The organism is Phytobacter sp. SCO41 (assembly GCF_003073275.1).
Lineage (GTDB): Bacteria > Pseudomonadota > Gammaproteobacteria > Enterobacterales > Enterobacteriaceae > Phytobacter > Phytobacter diazotrophicus.
This window is the reverse complement of record NZ_CP027225.1, coordinates 183757-201220: the sequence shown is the minus strand read 5'-3', so window position 1 is coordinate 201220 and position 17464 is coordinate 183757. Positions and strand designations below refer to the sequence as shown.

The window sequence follows — 17464 nt, the reverse complement described above, 5'->3', positions numbered from 1 at the left end:
CTTCGTGATGACGATCATAAATTCGATGCACTGTGCTTTTCTTTGGAACCGGTTCCATCTAGCGTTACAGACAAGCAAATTGTCTTTAACTCCTGGGAAGCCGGAAGATGAAAAGAAAAATCATCGTTGTCACCGCCGCCTATGGCAGCGAACAAATTAAGGCGATGGGCGGCCAGCAGGCCGTCCTGCCGCTGATTGCCAACGCAGGCGCAGACGGCGTGGAAATACGCCGCGAACTGTTAAGCGATCAGGAATTGAACAGCCTCTCTACCCTGGCCGCCACCATTGAAGACCACCGTTTACTGGCCTGTTACTCCGCGCCATACGCGCTGTGCCTGCAAGATGGTTCGCTGAACCCGCACTTGCCTGCCCTGCTTGAAGAAGCGCGCACGCTCAAGGCACTGTGGCTCAAGGTCTCTCTCGGCCATTATCAGCGTAAAGACGTGCTGGAAACCCTACGCGGCTGGCTTGCAGAGAGCGGCATGGCGCTGGTGGTAGAAAACGATCAGACCGAATGCGGACAACTGGCGCCGATGCAGCGCTTTAAAGCTGCCTGCAATGTACTGGCGCTGCCGGTGACGCTCACCTTCGATACCGGCAACTGGGTATGGGTCGGCGAGTCGCCGGAAGCGGCAGCGCATCTTCTGGCCCCCGCAGTGAGCTATATTCATGTGAAGGCTGCCATTCCACACCATGAGAATTATCGCGCCGTCGCACCCGATAAAGCCGATGAACGCTGGCTTGCCCTGTTAAACCAGCTACCGCCCGATGCCCCACGTGGGATTGAATTTCCACTTGAAGGCGACGACCTGACCGCCGTCACCCGTCACTACGTCGAATTGTTACGTGAGGAGTAACGCCATGCATAACTCGCTTGATGTCATCACGATTGGCGAAGCCATGGCCATGTTTGTCGCCACCGAAAACGGCGATCTTGCCGATGCAGAACATTTTGTGAAGCGCGTTGCGGGCGCGGAACTGAACGTGGCGACGGGCCTGGCGCGTCTGGGAATGAATGTCTGCTGGATCAGCCGCGTAGGCGATGACAGTTTTGGACGTTTTGTTCTTAACTCGCTGAAAAAAGAGAATATTGACACCCGCGGCGTCACCGTTGATGGACGCTTCGCAACGGGCTATCAGCTAAAATCGAAAGCCGAAAATGGAACCGATCCCATTGTGGAGTATTTCCGTAAAGGATCGGCGGCAAGCCACCTTTCAACAGATGATTTTCACGCCGCAGCCTTCAACGAAGCGCGCCACCTGCATCTGAGTGGCGTGGCGGCAGCGCTCTCTTCGACATCCTATGAACTGCTGGAACATGCGGCGGCGGCCATGAAAGCTCAGGGCAAGACCATCTCTTTCGACCCGAATCTGCGCCCGGTGCTGTGGAAAAGCGAAGCAGAGATGGTAGAGAAACTGAACCGCCTCGCTTTCCAGGCCGACTGGGTGTTACCGGGGCTGAAAGAGGGCGTGATCCTGACCGGACAGCAATCGCCAGAAGGCATCGCTGATTTTTACCTGCAACGCGGCGTTAAAGCCGTAGTGATTAAAACTGGCCCGGATGGCGCCTGGTATAAAACCGCCAGCGGCGAGCAAGGCGCGGTCGCTCCCGTGAAAGTGGATAACGTGGTCGATACCGTCGGCGCCGGGGATGGTTTCGCCGTCGGTGTGATTAGCGCCCTGCTGGAAGGCAAGACGCTGCAACAGGCCGTTCAGCGCGGCAACAAGATTGGCTCGCTTGCCATCCAGGTGCTTGGGGATAGCGAGGGGCTGCCCACACGTGAAGGGCTGGGTGAATGATTCCCCTCACCCCTGCCCTCTCCCACGGGGAGAGGGAGAAGAACATCGCAGCGGACTTATCCCCTCTCCCTTGAGGGAGAGGGTTAGGGTGAGGGGGTAAACCCATCACTAAAAGTAACAAAGCCACCCTGGACCCTACAAACAGGCGGCGCAAACCTCAACCATAGAGGCAACATTATGAAAAGCTCGACAAATGCAGCAAAACGCTGGCTTTACATCATGCCGATTGTTTTCATCACTTACAGTCTGGCCTACCTCGACCGGGCGAACTTTAGCTTCGCCTCCGCCGCCGGGATCAACGACGACTTAGGTATTACCAAAGGGGTCTCTTCCCTGCTTGGCGCACTGTTCTTTCTGGGCTATTTCTTCTTCCAGATCCCCGGTGCGATTTATGCGGAACGCCGCAGTGTTCGTAAACTGATTTTTGTCTGCCTGATCCTGTGGGGCGGCTGCGCGTCACTGACCGGGATGGTCACCAATATCCCGATGCTCGCCGCCATTCGTTTTATTCTCGGCGTAGTAGAAGCCGCAGTCATGCCCGCCATGCTGATTTATATCAGCAGTTGGTTTACCAAATCGGAACGTTCACGTGCCAACACCTTCCTGATCCTCGGTAACCCGGTCACCGTGTTGTGGATGTCTGTGGTCTCTGGTTACTTGATTCAGGCGCTCGGCTGGCGCGAGATGTTCATCATTGAAGGGGTTCCTGCCATCATCTGGGCTTTTGCCTGGTGGATGCTGGTCCGCGACAAACCCGCTCAGGTTGGCTGGCTGTCAGAGGACGAAAAATCTGCCCTGCAAACACAGTTGGATCAGGAACAGCAAGGCATCAAAGCTGTGCGTAATTACGGCGAAGCCTTCCGCTCCCGTAACGTTATCCTGCTGTGTATGCAATATTTTGCCTGGAGTATTGGTGTTTACGGTTTCGTACTGTGGCTGCCGTCCATCATCCGTAACGGCGGGGCCAATCTCGGTATGGTCGAAGTGGGCTGGCTCTCCTCCGTTCCGTACCTGGCTGCGACCATAGCGATGATTCTGGCCTCCTGGGCATCGGATAAGCTGCAAAACCGTAAGCTGTTCGTCTGGCCACTGTTGCTGATTGGCGGCTTCGCGTTTATTGGCTCCTGGGCAGTTGGAGCAAACCATTTCTGGGCCTCTTACACCCTACTGGTGATCGCCGGTGCTGCCATGTACGCCCCCTACGGCCCGTTCTTTGCGATCATCCCCGAAATGCTGCCGCGTAACGTTGCGGGCGGTGCCATGGCGCTTATCAACAGCATGGGCGCGCTCGGCTCCTTCTTCGGTTCCTGGTTCGTTGGTTACCTTAATGGCGCAACGGGCAGTCCGGCAGCCTCGTACATTTTTATGGGGGTGGCACTTTTTGCATCTGTATGGCTTACTTTAATTGTGAAGCCTGCTAACGATAAAACAATTCCAGCGGGCGCTCGTCACGCCTGAACCTTAACGAGGGAGAAGCCATGAAGCCGTCCATCATCCTGTATAAAGCATTGCCTGATGACCTGAAACGCCGTCTGGAAGAACATTTCACCGTCACGCAGGTGGCTAACCTGCGCCCGGAAACGGTGGAGCAACATGCCGACGCGTTCGCCAGTGCCGAAGGCCTGCTGGGTTCCAGTGAAAAGGTGGACGCCGCATTGCTGGCAAAGATGCCGAAACTGCGCGCCGCATCGACCATTTCAGTGGGTTACGACACCTTTGATGTGGACGCGCTGAATGCAAAAAATATTCTGCTGATGCACACCCCGACCGTGCTGACCGAAACTGTGGCCGATACCATCATGGCGCTGGTGCTGAGTTCCGCACGTCGGGTGGTGGAAGTGGCGGAGCGAGTGAAGAAAGGCGAATGGACCAGGGGCATTGGTCCGGACTGGTTTGGCGTTGACGTCCACCACAAAACGCTTGGCATCGTGGGGATGGGGCGCATTGGCCTGGCGCTGGCGCAACGTGCGCACTTTGGTTTCGGTATGCCGATTCTCTATAACGCACGCCGCCAGCATCAGGAAGCGGAAAGCCGTTTCCAGGCCCGCTACTGCGATCTGGATACGCTGCTTAAAGAGTCTGACTATGTGGTTCTCGTCCTGCCGTACACCCAGGAAACACATCATCTGATCAACGCAGAGAAATTCGCCATCATGAAATCATCGGCGATTTTCGTCAACGCGGGTCGCGGTTCGGTTGTTGATGAGAAAGCCCTCATTGAGGCGCTGAAAAAAGGCGAGATTCATGCAGCCGGTCTGGATGTGTTTGAGAAGGAACCTTTACCGGTGGACTCCCCTCTGCTGACGTTACCCAACGTAGTGGCACTGCCGCATATTGGTTCTGCCACTCACGAAACACGCTACGGTATGGCCGCCTGCGCGGTGGATAACCTCATTGATGCGCTGAATGGCAACGTCGAGAAAAACTGCGTTAACCCGCAGGTTTTAAAATAAGCTTTCTCCGGCAGAAACAAAAAAGAGGCGATTATCTCGCCTCTTTTTTATTTATTATGGGTTCCACGCTTACTGCGTCGCATTCACCGTGGCAGTCCAGGCTTGCATAAACGCCTGATGCTGAGCCGCCAGCGGCCCAATCAGTGAATTATACTGGCTGGCCTGCTGTGAGGTCGGGAACTGGATGCCATTGGCAACAAAGCTCACCTGCGTACCCTGCTGAGCAATAAAATCACCCACCTGCACCAGTTGCTGCGTGAAAGTCTGTGCCGCCGGGATCAGCGGTTGCAGCGCGTTAGCCGGAGCAGTGACCACTTTCGAATACACCTGCTCGAAGACCGGTTTCAGGTCATCCGCCTGTTTCAGCCCCGCGTGAGCTGTATCAGCCTGCACTTTCGCATTCTGCAATTGTTGACTCAGCACGCCGAGAGAACCATTGGCCTGACGCAGCGGTTCACGCTGAGTCATATAATCCTGCGGTACGCGAATCGCGTTCACGCTATCCACCACTGGACGCAGACCGGAATCCATCGCCTGGTTCACCTGCTGAGAATAACCATACAGAATGGCGTAATCAGAGACGAACGGTCCAAACTGTTTTTTCTGGTCGGCCGTCAGCGCGGGAAGACGTTCACTGCTACGCATCGCCGTATTTTGCAGGAAATCGATAAAAGCCTTGCGCTGATCGCCTTCTTTATCAAAACACCCACTCAGGCCAACTACCATTAACAACGCCGCAAGAGGCGCAAACCAGCGAGAGCAGGACTTACCTGTCGCCATTTTAATACTCCTTTCACCCAAAAATGCGCACAACGAAACACGCGTGCCTGACGGCTTACAAGGATAGTCCAGGTCGGCGTCTCAGGATACCCTTTTCCATGCTTTCTTATGCACGTCGGGACACACTCAGGTCAGACCTCGCGCCGTTTCGTCATGCGATTTTTTGCTAACGATTTACAAAAAAATACGTATTTATTCCTGGGCTTGCGTAATCAAGTAATTAACGTTTAGCGAAACGTTTGAATATGCATTTCAAAAGCATTAAAAGCCCTTTTATCCACGATATATCCTGGTCACGCCCTCCCGCCCGCGTTTTTAACGACTATTCTTATTAGTGCTGTATCACTATCCGCTGTGTGTTTTTAGAGGAGTTCTCAATGGAATATAAAGATCCGATGTTTGAGCTGCTGAGCAGTCTGGAACAGATTGTCTTTAAAAAAGATGTAGCGCAAGCGGTTACCCTGACCCAAAAGCCTAATTCTTTTAATGAGTTTGAACAATTACGACGTGGCACTGGGTTAAAGATTGATGATTTTGCACGCGCAATGGGTGTTAGCGTAGCAATGGTTCAGGAATGGGAATCAAAACGAGTTCGTCCTTCCGCGACCGAAATGAAACTGATGCGCCTGATCCATTCAAATCCGATGCTCAGTAAACAGTTAATGGAATAAATCTGGCTGTAAAACCCCCGCCATGACGGGGGTCAATACCCTCTTACTTCCTTTCACAGTGCCATCTTTCTTCTCGCCACTCAATCTGGTGCGTTAAGTTTAGCGCCTGAAGAAATGCCTCATCATGTGAAACCACCACTATTGCGCCCGGAAATGCCGACAATGCCAACTCAATCGCCTGCGTCGAAGCCAAATCCAGGTGGTTCGTGGGTTCATCAAGCAAAAGCAGTTGTGTCGCCTCACGACGCCAGAGTACACAGGCCAGCGCCGCTTTCAGGCGTTCTCCACCGCTTAAAGCCGCCAGCGGAAGCGTCACTTTCTCTGCCCCCAGTTGCAGTTGCGCCAGTCGGGTTCGCAGTATACCTTCGTCGAGTGGCGTCTCACTGGCGTGAAGGTGTGCCAGCACCGGGAGGGAAAGATCCAGTTGCGACAGATGCTGGTCGAGGTACGCCGTCGCGACCGAGACCTGACACGTGCCTGATAGCGGCTTTTCTTCTCCGAGCATGACGCGCAACAGAGTCGATTTTCCACAACCGTTTGGCCCGCGTAGCGCTACACGCATCGGCCCGTCCATTCGCCAGCTCAGGGGAGATGAATTGCCATAAGGCAAGATGAGGTTGTCCATCACCAGCACCTGTTTACCCTCAGCCACCTGGCTGCCCGGCAGGGTAAACAAGACTGGCGCATCGTCTTCAACTCGCTCGCGGGCCTGTGCAACTGCGGCATTCAGCGCCTCGTTCTGCTCACGGTGCTGCCGACGCAGCGTGCCTGTCCGCTCCTTTGCGGCTCCTTTGTATTTCACCCGCTCGAACGAGGCAATGTTGAGTGTATCGACAGTTCGCAGAGTCTGGGCTGAACGCCGTTGGCTGGCATCATGCTCCTTTTGCTGGCGGTTACGTACCCGACGACGCTCGGTAGCCGCATGCGCAAGCGCCGCGTGGGCTGCCTGCTGCTCGGCTTCGCGTTGACGCTGATAATCACCATAATGGCCGCCATAGCTGCGTAATCCGGCGGGAGATAATTCAAGGATGCGCGGCATCAAGGCCAGCAGTTCACGATCGTGGCTCGCCACCAGCGTTCCGCCCTGCCGACGGGCAAGCCGCGTATAAAGCCATTCTCGTCCTTGTCTGTCGAGATGGTTGGTCGGTTCATCAAGCAGCAGGTAATCGGCGTCTGCCATCAATGCCGCGCACAGCAGGGCACGAACCCGCTCGCCGCCGCTCAGCGCTGCGGCAGGTCGCTCGGGGGTGAACGGAGGCAGACTGGCATCCATAAAGGCCGCAGTCAGGCGCTCCTCAAGATCCCAAAAGCCTTCCATACGTTCGAGATCTTCTGGCAGGTAATCACCCGATTCGATACGCCGACGTGCAGCAAACACAGCGTCATAATCCAGCAATTCGGCAAGCGTAGTCGACGGGGAAACCGCGTGTTGTTGAGCGACGTAAGCCACAGTACCAAAACGTTCGATATGTCCGGATGCGGGGAGGTCCAGCCCCGCCAGCAGGCGCAATAAGCGGGTTTTACCGCAACCGTTGCGCCCGACCAGGCCACACAACGCGGGTTCGAGCGAAAGAGAAATTGGGCTAAAAAGTGTCACGCCTGTCGCAAACTGACAGGTGACCTGATGCAAAATAAATAAGGGGGATTGGGCGCACTGAGCCATAAGCACTCCTGAGTGAAATCAATACATCCCCTGCTCGCCATAAGCGCGAAGCAAGGATTCGAAGTCAGCAGGTGTGTTTATCCATTTTCAGTGGGCCTCAGTGAGACGAGGGATTCGTCGGGGCAAAGGATAGCCGCAGACCGGACAGGATTTCAAGGTTAAATTTCATCTTTTTAATTAGCCCGTTTTTAATTCGCATCAATAGTTATTATCTGATTCAAAATAAAAGACCCTAAAATTGTGCAACAAATGTTTTATATAAATTACACCCAATACTTTAAATAGCTCCAATTACAGGAGCGCGGCAAGCGGGCCTCACTTTTTGCTGCCGCCAAACGTTGGAGAGGTTAACCGAAGCACCTGATAAAGAATTTATGGAATACATAGACTCTTTTTTCCTGTTAAAGATAAATAAAGTTGTCCGCAACCGAATTATTCATTCCACTACTTTCTGACATCGCGCGCTTTCCCCTTTCATCTATAATGCATTTACAATCTGTTTCGTGAAAATGTTCTACTGAATCAGCCATGGATATACCATCCCATTATCGCTTATAGCGATTTGGGCGTAACGGTCTTCGCATTCTATTGAGGAAGTTTAAGGAATAACGTCCGCTGCTGAGTTTGTGATGGCTTGAAACCATGGTGAATATAGAAATTTTTGGCTTCTTCCGTCAGCGCGTGAACCATGATTGCACGCACACCAATATTTTCAGCAACTCGATAACAACGAAGCACCGCATCGTGGAGTAAATCAGCGCCAAGCCCTTTTCCACGAAATGAGACGTCGACAGCAAGCCGGGCGAGTATAATCACAGGAATAGGGTCTGGCATGTTACGCCGAAGGTTGCCTGTAGTTTCTGTATGGTTGACGCTACCGGTGGCCAAAGAGTAAAAACCGACTATTTGTTTCGTGTCTTTCTTACATACAACAAAAGTTCGGGCAGCTCCGAGAGCCTGATTTTTGAGGCCTCTCTGCTTTAGCCAATCATCGAGCACAGCTTCACCGCTAACAAACGCCGCCACCTGATGGAAATTGGATAAAGGCTCTGGCGCTGTTACACGTCCCACTGAGGTTTCCTTGCCAGCAGTTTGTCGATAACGGGATCATCCGCAACCGGTGCATCGAGCATATCGATGAACTCTGCATATTGCTCATCGTTAAAATTAAAGGCACGTCGCTCAAGAATCACATTTTCAGCAGCCTGACAGGCCATTTCCAGAATGAAATCTGTACGTGATTTGTGCAGGATCTCAGCGGCGGCATCAATGAGTGCTCGCTGTGATTCCTTGGCTCTAAGGTTAAGTTGAACATCTGATTTCATGAGATCCCCCTGTATAGCATTTGCTTTACAAGCATAACACAATGTTTATGTATAGCAAACGCTATACATAAACATTTCCTCTCTGATATAAATAATTTTGATGTCCACTTTGTGCTGTGAGTTCAACCGATGGATGCAACAGATTGGTTAAAACGCTCTGCTGGCTGTGAATCGATAAGTCAGTTCCTTTTGGCAAATGCGGCCTGAGCAATCTGTTCGTATTTTCATTTGAGCCAGGTTGCCGGAGGGGTTGAGGGTCGCAGACGTAAACCTGAATATCTGTGGCTACATTAGAGCGGGTGTTGTTGGTCATTTCAGCGCCCCGGTCCCATAGTAGAGTTTTATAAAGCTCAACAGGTAATTCACTGACTTGTTTGATGAGTGCAGATATAATCGTTATGGTCTTCTCATAAAACAAATGAAATAAAAATTTAATTCGTCTGAATATTCTTACCTGTTCCTTTTTATTTACTCAGGCGTAAAAAAACCCGCCCGCAGGCAGGTTTTTATTTATCGACCACGCAATTACTGCAGCAGGGAAATATCCGCAACTTGCAGGAACAACTCGCGCAGTTTGGACAGTAGCGTCAGACGGTTCAGACGAACGTCTTTATCTTCCGCATTCACCATCACGTTTTCGAAGAACTCATCAACCGGCTCACGCAGGGATGCCAGTTCGACCAGCGCTTCCTGGTAACGGCCTGCGGCAAAGTACGGCTGCAGCTTGTCGCGCAGAACGACCAGATTGCCCGCCAGTTTGATCTCTGCCGCTTCTTTCAGCACGGAAGCATGCACGATGTCGTTCAGCGTCTCGTCTGATTTCGCCAGAATATTAGAGACACGCTTGTTGGCCGCAGCCAGCGCAGAGGCCTCTTCCAGCGTGCGGAAGTGAGATACCGCTTTCATGCGCGCATCGAAATCCGCCGGACGGGTTGGACGACGCGCCAGTACCGCCTGGATGGTGTCGACGGTATAGCCTTCGTCCTGATACCAGGCGCGGAAACGGCCCAGCATAAAGTCGATAACGTCGTCGACCACTTTGGCATTCGTCAGCTTGTCGCCATACAGACGCACCGCTTCTTCGGTCAGCGTTTGCAGATCCAGGTTGAGGTTCTTCTCAACGATGATACGCAGCACGCCCAGCGCGGCACGACGCAGCGCAAACGGGTCTTTGTCCCCTTTCGGGTGCTGACCGATACCAAAGATACCCGCAAGGGTGTCCATCTTATCGGCAATCGCCAGCGCACAGGCAATCGGGTTAGACGGCAGGTCATCGCCCGCAAAGCGCGGCTGATACTGCTCATTCAGCGCAACCGCAACATCTTCCGCTTCGCCGTCATGGCGCGCGTAATGCATACCCATCACGCCCTGGGTGTCGGTGAACTCAAAGACCATATTGGTCATCAGGTCGCACTTAGACAGCAGGCCCGCGCGGGTCGCGTGATTCACATCAGCGCCAATCTGCCCGGCAATCCAGCCCGCCAGCGCCTGAATACGATCGGTCTTGTCGCGCAGCGTACCCAGTTGTTGCTGGAACAGCACGGTTTGCAGGCGCGGCAGATGGTCTTCCAGACGTTTTTTACGGTCGGTATTGAAGAAGAACTCGGCATCCGCCAGACGCGGACGAACCACCTTCTCGTTACCGGAGATGATTTGTACCGGATCTTTGGACTCAATGTTGGCCACAAAGATAAAGTTCGGCAGCAGCTTGCCTGCATTGTCATAAACCGGGAAGTACTTCTGGTCACCCTTCATGGTGTACACCAGCGCTTCGGCAGGCACCGCGAGGAATTTCTCTTCGAATTTCGCCGTCAGCACCACCGGCCATTCCACCAGCGAGGTCACTTCTTCGAGCAGGCTGTCGCTCAGGTCAGCGTTGCCGCCAATCTTACGCGCCGCTTCTTCTGCGTCTGCTTTAATTTTGGCTTTACGCGCTTCGTAATCAGCCACAACTTTGCCGCGCTCCAGCAGGATTTCAGGATACTGGTCGGCATTGTCGATGGTGAACTCCGGCTCGCCCATAAAGCGGTGACCGCGAATCACGCGATCGGACTGGACGCCCAGAATAGTTGCCGGGATGACGTCATCGCCCAGCAGCAGGGTCACGGTATGAACCGGACGCACGAAGTGGACGTCAGACGCGCCCCAGCGCATCAGTTTCGGAATCGGCAGCTTCGCCAGCGAGGTGGCGATCATATTCGGCAGCAGCGCTTCGGTGCTCTCGCCTTTCACGTGCGCACGATACAGCAGCCATTCACCTTTGTCGGTGGTCAGACGTTCGGCCTGGTCAACGGTGATACCGCAGCCGCGCGCCCAGCCTTCTGCCGCTTTGCTCGGATTGCCGCTGGCGTCAAACGCCTGAGCAATCGCCGGGCCGCGTTTCTCAACTTCACGGTCAGGCTGAGAAGCCGCCAGATTCGCCACTTTCAGCGCCAGACGGCGCGGTGCGGCAAACCATTCGATTTTACCGTGCGCCAGGCCAGCGTTATCCAGCTCAGCGGTCACGTTCGCAGCAAAAGATTCAGCCAGGCTGCGCAGGGCTTTTGGTGGCAGCTCTTCGGTGCCAATTTCCACCAGGAAAGTTTTCTCAGACATGGCCGCCTCTTATTTATTCTTGTTGCACATCGGGAAGCCAAGGGCTTCACGGGAAGCGTAATAGGCTTCTGCTACCGCTTTGGTCAGCGTGCGAATGCGCAGAATGTAGCGCTGACGCTCGGTGACGGAGATGGCTTTACGCGCATCCAGCAGGTTGAAGCTGTGAGCGGCTTTCAGAATACGTTCGTACGCAGGCAGCGGCAGCGGATTTTCCAGCGCCAGAAGCTGCTGGGCTTCTTTCTCGTACTGCTCGAAGCAGGAGAACAGGAAGTCGACGTCGGCGTATTCGAAGTTGTAGGTGGACTGTTCCACTTCGTTCTGATGGAACACGTCGCCGTAGGTGGTTTTACCCAGCGGGCCATCGCTCCAGACCAGGTCGTAAACACTGTCCACGCCCTGAATGTACATCGCCAGACGTTCTAAGCCGTACGTAATCTCACCGGTAACCGGCTTACATTCCAGACCGCCAACCTGCTGGAAGTAAGTGAACTGGGTCACTTCCATACCGTTCAGCCACACTTCCCACCCCAGACCCCAGGCACCCAGCGTCGGGTTTTCCCAGTTGTCTTCCACGAAACGGATGTCGTGGATGGTCGGATCCATACCCAGCTCTTTCAGAGACCCGAGGTACAGCTCCTGGATATTGTCCGGAGACGGTTTAATCACGACCTGGAACTGATAGTAGTGCTGTAAACGGTTCGGGTTTTCGCCATAGCGGCCATCGGTTGGACGACGGGAAGGCTGCACGTAGGCAGTCGCCATCGGTTCTGGCCCCAATGCACGCAGGCAGGTCATTGGGTGAGATGTGCCGGCGCCAACTTCCATGTCCAGAGGTTGAACAATGGTGCAGCCCTGACGAGCCCAGTAATCCTGTAAGGTCAGGATCAGGCCCTGGAAGGTCCTGGTATCAAACTTTTGCATATGATTTCGTGCTGGATACGTGTGGATTTAAAGGAAGGGGCCAGTATACCCGCTGACCGGAAGATATACAGTACGAAACGGGTCTGTTTGTGGAAAATTGAAGAACTAGCGCATCGAGAGATGCAAAAACTGGCCTTCCTGGTCAAAAGAGCAGACAAAACCCTCCTTCCGGGGGGTAACACCACGCATTTCATAGCTACTCTGAAACTGTTCGAAGCTGGTAACCGCGATGGCTTGCGAGTCGGTATTATAGCGATGCGCCGCAGATTGCTTGCAGAGCTGTTCCATTTCGAGGGAGTGCGCCGGGCTCACTTTCGCTTTTTGCGCGCGTTGCGCAGGCGTTTCTGGTGGCGCGCTGCATCCTGCCACCAGCAAGACTAACAAGGCTGACGCCATACTTTTGATCATCATTTTTTTACCGTCAGGCTAAGCTGCTGTTATTTTTAGAAGTCAGGAGTGCTAAGCAGTGAATTTTGCAAAACTGCCGTAACATCACAAGTATGGGCAGGAAAACTCAGAATTATCCAGAAAGAAAGTGCGTTAAATCGTAAGTCAGAGGGTATTTAACGGGAAAATTGAGGAACAGATGTCGTCGAAAATTTACTGGATTGATAATCTGCGAGGGATCGCCTGTTTGATGGTTGTGATGATCCATACCACCGCCTGGTACGTGACTAACGCGGCCAGCGTGAGCACTCTCGACTGGGGTGTCGCCAATCTCCTCAATTCTGCTTCTCGCGTCAGCGTGCCGCTCTTTTTTATGATCTCAGGTTATCTCTTTTTTGGCGAACGCAGCGCCCAGCCGCGCCATTTTTTGCGTATCGGTTTATGCCTGCTGTTCTACAGCACGATCGCCTTTCTCTACATCGTCTTATTTACCTCAATTAACAGCGAGTTATCACTACGAAACCTGCTACAAAAACCGGTGTTTTATCATCTGTGGTTTTTCTTTGCGATTATCGTTATCTATCTCGTCTCGCCGCTTATTCAGGTAAAGCAGGTGAGCGGGAAGATGCTGCTGGCGCTGATGGTCGTCATTGGCATTGTTGCCAATCCCAATACGGTGGCGCAAAAAATAGGCCATTTCGAATGGCTGCCCGTCAATCTGTATATCAATGGCGACACGTTCTATTACGTGTTGTACGGCATGCTGGGCCGTGCGTTAGGGATGATGGATACGCAGAAAAAGTCACTCACTGTGCTGAGCGCGACTGTTTTTGTCGTCGCCGCATTCGCTATTTCTCGCGGCACCCTGCATGAACTGAAATGGCGGGGTAATTTCGCCGACACCTGGTATGTCTATTGTGGCCCGCTGGTGTTTATCTGCGCCATGTCGCTGTTCACCCTCGTCAAAAACACCCTTAGCGCGCGGGCGCTGCCGGGGCTGGCGATCATCTCCCGCCACTCGCTGGGAATCTATGGTTTTCATGCCCTTATCATTCATGCGCTACGCACCCGTGGCGCTGAAATTCAGACCTGGCCCGTGCTCGATATCCTGTGGATTTTTACCGCAACGCTGCTCATCAGCCTGGGCTTGTCGATGCTGTTGCAGCGTATTGATACGCGGCGCTATGTGAGCTAAACGAGCAGCCCGGCCAGCAACGCCGGGCGATTGAACTTACTCCTCCGCCTCAGCGGGTACGACTTCCGGCTCGGTTTGATCCCAGCCATCACGGACATTTTTTTGCACGGCGACAATGCCAAACAGACTAAGAAAGAAGGCCAGTCCGTAAAACCCTTTCTCACTGAGCAGCAGTGTCGCATTCCACAATCCGACAAGCAGCAAGCCGATAGAAAGAATAAACGTTATCAGGCACATAAAGTAATACATCTGGGTGGTGGGAATACCTTCGTAGCGGTCTCTGACCGTTTTTTGATAGGAGGCTGCGGCAAAAAGTCCAAGAAGCAGCACCGCAAAGTAATAACCCCGCTCATTCAGTTGCATCTCGGCATTCCACAGACCTACCAGATAAGATGCGACGCCCCCCATCAGGGCAACCCACGACACGATATTGAACGCGGGAGAAACATGTACTGCGTTTTTTTCCATAAATAACACCCTCCGTTTTTGGTAACCCATAGTAAAGGCACGGGGGCGAAGCGGGAGAGGGAGAGCAGTTTTTCAGAAAACACCAATAGTGACGTTACCCGGCGGCACGCTGACGCGCGCGGTGCAACTGGCGGGGTGAGGAAAACCCGGCGGCCATCGCAGCCTGCTCCGTACCCCGCCCCTGTAATAGCCACTGTTCGGCCACCGCCAGACGTAGTTGTTCCAGATAATCACGCACGCTGATGCCCAGATGTTGCTGAAACAGACGTGTTAAATGCCGTGGACTCACGTGCGCCTGCTCAGCAATATCCGCCAGTTGCCAGGGTTTTTGCGGCTCGGCGGTAAGCACATCCTGCGCGCGGTGAACCGCCGGGTGGAGATGATTGCGATAGCGCAGCCACGGTGAGAGCTGTGGGTCATCGCCGGAACGACGGAACCAGACCACCATCTCGCGAGCCACCGCCAGCGCCGTTTCCGGCCCGCACAGTCGGTGAATAATGTGCAGCGTCAGGTCAATACCGGAGGTGATCCCCGCACTGGTCCAGATCCCTCTGTCTTCAATGAAAATCCGGTTCTCTTTGACCAGCGCGGCGGGTGCCGCCGCCCTCAGACGAGCAATCACATCGTGGTGCGTGGTGCACTGAATCCCCGTCATCAGCCCTGCTTTTGCCGCTAATAGCGAGCCGGAACAGACACACATCAGCAGCACCTTCTGGCTGTGGATCAGCGGTTGCATACGCATCAGCCAGTGGCGGACGGTATCAGCCTGGGGCGTGGCAAAATAGCGTGCGGACTGATGAACGCCGGGCAATACCAGCAGACTGCCTTCCGGCAGGCTGTCCGGCAGCGGCGCAATATTGCCCATCGTCAGGCCGATAGAGGTCGGCACCTCTGCGTCCGGTCCAATGTAATGCAAGCGAAAGGCCTCACCCGCCAGGGAGAAGGTTTCTGCCGGGCCGGTCATATCCAGCGCCAGCACGCCCGGCAACATCACGAACCAGACATCGGTGGTCATAGGGATCCCAGAGTTTCACTGACAGTTTTCACTGTGGCGAAACGGCCTTCAAGCACCGTTTCTGTACGATGACGCAGCGCGTCGCAGTCCAGCGTAATCCCTTTATGCGTCATCGGGAAGGTTAACGTCGCTTCACTGACAAAGGTCACTCTGTAGCCAAGATCTGACGCCACGCGGGCCGTCGTTTCGCAGCACTGTTCGGTGCGCATCCCGCAAATAATGACATGATTAATATCCTGTTTACGCAGCCAGTGATCCAGCCCGGTATCGGTAAAGGCATTATGCACATGCTTGTAGAAAGTCACCGCAGGCTGATGTTGCAAAAAGGCCATTGGCGCGACATAACCACTTTCCAGCGCGAACAGCCCGCCGTCAGCGACATGAAAAATGTCTACCACCGGCACATCCCGCGCAATACAGCCGGCTATCAGGTTCAACATGGCGTCGCGAAAAGCGGGAAAATTGTCCTCCTGCCAGCTATCGCGATGCAGGAAAGAGTTCTGAGTATCAATATTGATAAGGGCGGTACGTGACATTTTGGGACTCCTTACGCAGTGGGTGTAGGGCTATTCTGGCAAGGAACGGGCAAGGTGCTAAGACCAAAAAAGGACATCATCAGGTGGATTACAGACGAACATCCTCCCCGCGCAAACGGGGAGGACACAGACGTTACGACATCAGCGGTAAAAGCTGCTGATAAATACGACGGAAGGTTTCGCGACGCGGTTGATACAACGCATGGCGCGCGGCATCCGGCTGGTGCTGCTGTTCAATCGGCAGTTGTGGCAACAGGCGGGTCACCGGGACATCCGGGTTGGCGGCAATTTGCGCCAGACGTGCCGCGCCTAAAGCCGGGCCGACATCGCCCCCCGTGCGGTAATCAAGCTGCTGCCCGCTGATGTCCGCCAGCATCTGTCGCCAGTAGCTGCTGCGCGCCCCACCGCCGATAAGCGTGATGCTTTGCGGCTTCACGCCGCAGGCGTGCACCACATCCATCCCGTCTGCCAGCGCATAGCCCACCCCTTCGAGCACCGATTTCGCCAGCTCATTCGGCCCGTGCTGATGGGTCAGGCCAAAGAACACGCCTTTGGCTTCCGGGTTGTTATGCGGCGTACGCTCGCCGGAAAGATAGGGTAAGAACCAGAGATCGCCCGCGCTGTCATCCGCCTGTTCCGCTGCGGCAATCAGCGCCTGTACAGAATCCAGCCGGGTCAGCTTCGCGGCCCAGTCCAGGCAGGAGGCGGCGCTGAGCATGACCGACATCAGATGCCAGCGTCCCGGTAGCGCATGGCAGAAACTGTGCACCGCGCTTTCGGGATTACTGAGGAAACCTTCGCTGACCGCAAAATAGACGCCGGACGTTCCCAGGGAGAGCATCGCCTGCCCGGCGTCCGCCATGCCAACGCCGACGGCACCCGCCGCGTTATCGCCACCACCTGCGACGACGGCAACCTGTGCCATGCCCCAGCGCGCTGCCACCTCCGGCAGCAAGGTGCCTGTGATGTCGCTGCCTTCGAACAAGGCAGGCATATGGTCGCGGGTCAGCGCGCAGGCGGCAAGCATCTCGTCGCTCCAGTCGCGTTTTGCCACATCCAGCCACATCGTTCCTGCGGAGTCCGACATATCGCTGGCGTACTGTCCGGTCATTTGCCAGCGCAAATAATCTTTCGGCAGCAGGACTTTCGCCACGCGGGCAAACACGTCAGGTTCGTGGCGCTTCACCCATAGTAATTTTGGCGCGGTGAACCCCGGCATCATCAGGTTGCCGGTTATCGCCCGTGCGTTTTTTACCTGCGCTTCCAGCAGCGCACACTCTTCGGCGCAGCGCCCGTCATTCCACAAAATAGCCGGACGAAGTACCTGATTTTCGTTATCAAGCAGCGTGGCGCCGTGCATCTGCCCGGCCAGGCCAATGGCCTTCACCTGCTGTAATGAATGCTGTTCGCCGAGGGCGCGAATCGCCCGGTCCGTGGCCTGCCACCAGTGCAACGGGTCCTGCTCCGACCACAAAGGGCGCGGGCGCGACACCGTTAACTTTTCCGTTTGTGAGGCCAGTACGGTGCCCTGCTCACTGAGCAAAATTGCTTTTACCCCTGATGTGCCAAGATCAACCCCGATATACATAGATGGCTCCTTAAAAAAACTGCCCGGTAACGCAACGCGTTCCGGGCCTGGTCGGTGTGCAGGCCCG

The 17464-nt window shown here is 54.5% G+C and carries 17 protein-coding genes and 1 pseudogene; 6 read left to right on the top strand and 12 right to left on the bottom strand.

Translation table 11 applies throughout. The features are described 5' to 3' along the window. Positions 1-107 precede the first annotated feature (107 nt). From C5523_RS00960 to ghrB, 4 genes are all read left to right on the top strand, one after another. Complete coding sequence (locus C5523_RS00960) at positions 108-857, top strand: sugar phosphate isomerase/epimerase (protein WP_079496922.1); 750 nt, start codon at positions 108-110, stop codon at positions 855-857. Between the two features lie 4 nt (positions 858-861). Next, on the top strand, positions 862-1800 hold the full coding sequence (locus C5523_RS00955) for a sugar kinase (RefSeq protein ID WP_108700467.1): 939 nt from the start codon (positions 862-864) through the stop codon (positions 1798-1800). A gap of 177 nt (positions 1801-1977) precedes the next feature. Further along, positions 1978-3258 (top strand): MFS transporter, encoded by a 1281-nt coding sequence (locus tag C5523_RS00950; protein ID WP_039080186.1) that lies wholly within the window; start codon positions 1978-1980, stop codon positions 3256-3258. A gap of 20 nt (positions 3259-3278) precedes the next feature. Next, the gene (ghrB, locus tag C5523_RS00945; RefSeq protein ID WP_071195041.1) at positions 3279-4253 is read left to right on the top strand and encodes a glyoxylate/hydroxypyruvate reductase GhrB; all 975 of its coding nucleotides are present in this window, start codon (positions 3279-3281) and stop codon (positions 4251-4253) included. Positions 4254-4322: 69 nt separating this feature from the next. Here the strand turns inward: ghrB and C5523_RS00940 are convergent, their stop codons facing one another. Then, on the bottom strand, positions 4323-5033 hold the full coding sequence (locus C5523_RS00940; RefSeq protein WP_039080184.1) for a DUF3053 domain-containing protein: 711 nt from the start codon (positions 5031-5033) through the stop codon (positions 4323-4325). Between the two features lie 377 nt (positions 5034-5410). On the opposite strand from C5523_RS00940, the gene C5523_RS00935 reads away from it, so the two are divergent. Then, positions 5411-5704: an HTH-type transcriptional regulator gene (locus C5523_RS00935; protein WP_039080183.1), complete on the top strand. Its 294-nt coding sequence runs from the start codon at positions 5411-5413 to the stop codon at positions 5702-5704. Positions 5705-5747: 43 nt separating this feature from the next. On the opposite strand, the gene C5523_RS00930 is transcribed toward C5523_RS00935, so the two are convergent. The 7 genes and pseudogenes from C5523_RS00930 to C5523_RS00900 all read right to left on the bottom strand — a co-directional run bounded on the left by C5523_RS00930 (position 5748) and on the right by C5523_RS00900 (position 12619). Then, entirely contained in the window at positions 5748-7367 is a 1620-nt protein-coding gene (locus C5523_RS00930) for an ABC-F family ATP-binding cassette domain-containing protein (RefSeq protein ID WP_108700466.1), read from the bottom strand. A gap of 585 nt (positions 7368-7952) precedes the next feature. Then, positions 7953-8438: a GNAT family N-acetyltransferase gene (locus C5523_RS00925; protein WP_039080181.1), complete on the bottom strand. Its 486-nt coding sequence runs from the start codon at positions 8436-8438 to the stop codon at positions 7953-7955. Further along, positions 8426-8692, bottom strand: a complete 267-nt coding sequence (locus C5523_RS00920) for a DUF1778 domain-containing protein (protein ID WP_039080180.1) — start codon at positions 8690-8692, stop codon at positions 8426-8428. Before C5523_RS00920 ends, C5523_RS00925 begins: the two co-directional genes overlap by 13 nt. Positions 8693-8849: 157 nt before the next feature. Beyond that, positions 8850-9098 (bottom strand): annotated as a pseudogene (locus C5523_RS00915) (transposase); the annotation flags it as partial. A gap of 119 nt (positions 9099-9217) precedes the next feature. Further along, a complete protein-coding gene (gene glyS, locus C5523_RS00910; RefSeq protein ID WP_039080179.1) occupies positions 9218-11287 on the bottom strand; it encodes a glycine--tRNA ligase subunit beta in 2070 nt (689 codons plus the stop codon). A 9-nt stretch (positions 11288-11296) separates the two neighbouring features. Continuing rightward, positions 11297-12208 carry a glycine--tRNA ligase subunit alpha gene (gene glyQ, locus C5523_RS00905; protein ID WP_004126458.1) on the bottom strand — a complete coding sequence of 304 codons (912 nt, stop codon included), beginning with the start codon at positions 12206-12208 and terminating at the stop codon, positions 11297-11299. Positions 12209-12313: 105 nt separating this feature from the next. Then, the gene (locus tag C5523_RS00900; protein WP_172960866.1) at positions 12314-12619 is read right to left on the bottom strand and encodes a YsaB family lipoprotein; all 306 of its coding nucleotides are present in this window, start codon (positions 12617-12619) and stop codon (positions 12314-12316) included. Between the two features lie 175 nt (positions 12620-12794). Here C5523_RS00900 and C5523_RS00895 point away from each other — a divergent pair, with 175 nt between their 5' ends. Next, complete coding sequence (locus C5523_RS00895; RefSeq protein WP_108700465.1) at positions 12795-13790, top strand: acyltransferase; 996 nt, start codon at positions 12795-12797, stop codon at positions 13788-13790. 36 nt (positions 13791-13826) lie between these two features. On the opposite strand, the gene yiaA is transcribed toward C5523_RS00895, so the two are convergent. From yiaA to xylB, 4 genes are all read right to left on the bottom strand, one after another. Next, on the bottom strand, positions 13827-14258 hold the full coding sequence (gene yiaA / locus C5523_RS00890; RefSeq protein ID WP_039080177.1) for an inner membrane protein YiaA: 432 nt from the start codon (positions 14256-14258) through the stop codon (positions 13827-13829). Positions 14259-14352: 94 nt separating this feature from the next. Further along, positions 14353-15273 carry a GlxA family transcriptional regulator gene (locus C5523_RS00885; protein ID WP_039080176.1) on the bottom strand — a complete coding sequence of 307 codons (921 nt, stop codon included), beginning with the start codon at positions 15271-15273 and terminating at the stop codon, positions 14353-14355. Continuing rightward, positions 15270-15809: a cysteine hydrolase family protein gene (locus C5523_RS00880; RefSeq protein WP_108700464.1), complete on the bottom strand. Its 540-nt coding sequence runs from the start codon at positions 15807-15809 to the stop codon at positions 15270-15272. Before C5523_RS00880 ends, C5523_RS00885 begins: the two co-directional genes overlap by 4 nt. A gap of 133 nt (positions 15810-15942) precedes the next feature. After that, positions 15943-17397 carry a xylulokinase gene (xylB, locus tag C5523_RS00875; protein WP_039080174.1) on the bottom strand — a complete coding sequence of 485 codons (1455 nt, stop codon included), beginning with the start codon at positions 17395-17397 and terminating at the stop codon, positions 15943-15945. Positions 17398-17464: the final 67 nt, after the last annotated feature.

What these genes read in the sequence shown, in the direction of transcription:
- C5523_RS00960 (WP_079496922.1), top strand. Translation starts at nt 108, where the DNA reads ATGAAAAGAAAAATCATCGTTGTCACCGCCGCCTATGGCAGCGAACAA.
- C5523_RS00955 (WP_108700467.1), top strand. Translation starts at nt 862, where the DNA reads ATGCATAACTCGCTTGATGTCATCACGATTGGCGAAGCCATGGCCATG.
- C5523_RS00950 (WP_039080186.1), top strand. Translation starts at nt 1,978, where the DNA reads ATGAAAAGCTCGACAAATGCAGCAAAACGCTGGCTTTACATCATGCCG.
- ghrB (WP_071195041.1), top strand. Translation starts at nt 3,279, where the DNA reads ATGAAGCCGTCCATCATCCTGTATAAAGCATTGCCTGATGACCTGAAA.
- C5523_RS00940 (WP_039080184.1), bottom strand. Translation starts at nt 5,033, where the DNA reads ATGGCGACAGGTAAGTCCTGCTCTCGCTGGTTTGCGCCTCTTGCGGCG.
- C5523_RS00935 (WP_039080183.1), top strand. Translation starts at nt 5,411, where the DNA reads ATGGAATATAAAGATCCGATGTTTGAGCTGCTGAGCAGTCTGGAACAG.
- C5523_RS00930 (WP_108700466.1), bottom strand. Translation starts at nt 7,367, where the DNA reads ATGGCTCAGTGCGCCCAATCCCCCTTATTTATTTTGCATCAGGTCACC.
- C5523_RS00920 (WP_039080180.1), bottom strand. Translation starts at nt 8,692, where the DNA reads ATGAAATCAGATGTTCAACTTAACCTTAGAGCCAAGGAATCACAGCGA.
- glyS (WP_039080179.1), bottom strand. Translation starts at nt 11,287, where the DNA reads ATGTCTGAGAAAACTTTCCTGGTGGAAATTGGCACCGAAGAGCTGCCA.
- glyQ (WP_004126458.1), bottom strand. Translation starts at nt 12,208, where the DNA reads ATGCAAAAGTTTGATACCAGGACCTTCCAGGGCCTGATCCTGACCTTA.
- C5523_RS00900 (WP_172960866.1), bottom strand. Translation starts at nt 12,619, where the DNA reads ATGATGATCAAAAGTATGGCGTCAGCCTTGTTAGTCTTGCTGGTGGCA.
- C5523_RS00895 (WP_108700465.1), top strand. Translation starts at nt 12,795, where the DNA reads ATGTCGTCGAAAATTTACTGGATTGATAATCTGCGAGGGATCGCCTGT.
- yiaA (WP_039080177.1), bottom strand. Translation starts at nt 14,258, where the DNA reads ATGGAAAAAAACGCAGTACATGTTTCTCCCGCGTTCAATATCGTGTCG.
- C5523_RS00885 (WP_039080176.1), bottom strand. Translation starts at nt 15,273, where the DNA reads ATGACCACCGATGTCTGGTTCGTGATGTTGCCGGGCGTGCTGGCGCTG.
- C5523_RS00880 (WP_108700464.1), bottom strand. Translation starts at nt 15,809, where the DNA reads ATGTCACGTACCGCCCTTATCAATATTGATACTCAGAACTCTTTCCTG.
- xylB (WP_039080174.1), bottom strand. Translation starts at nt 17,397, where the DNA reads ATGTATATCGGGGTTGATCTTGGCACATCAGGGGTAAAAGCAATTTTG.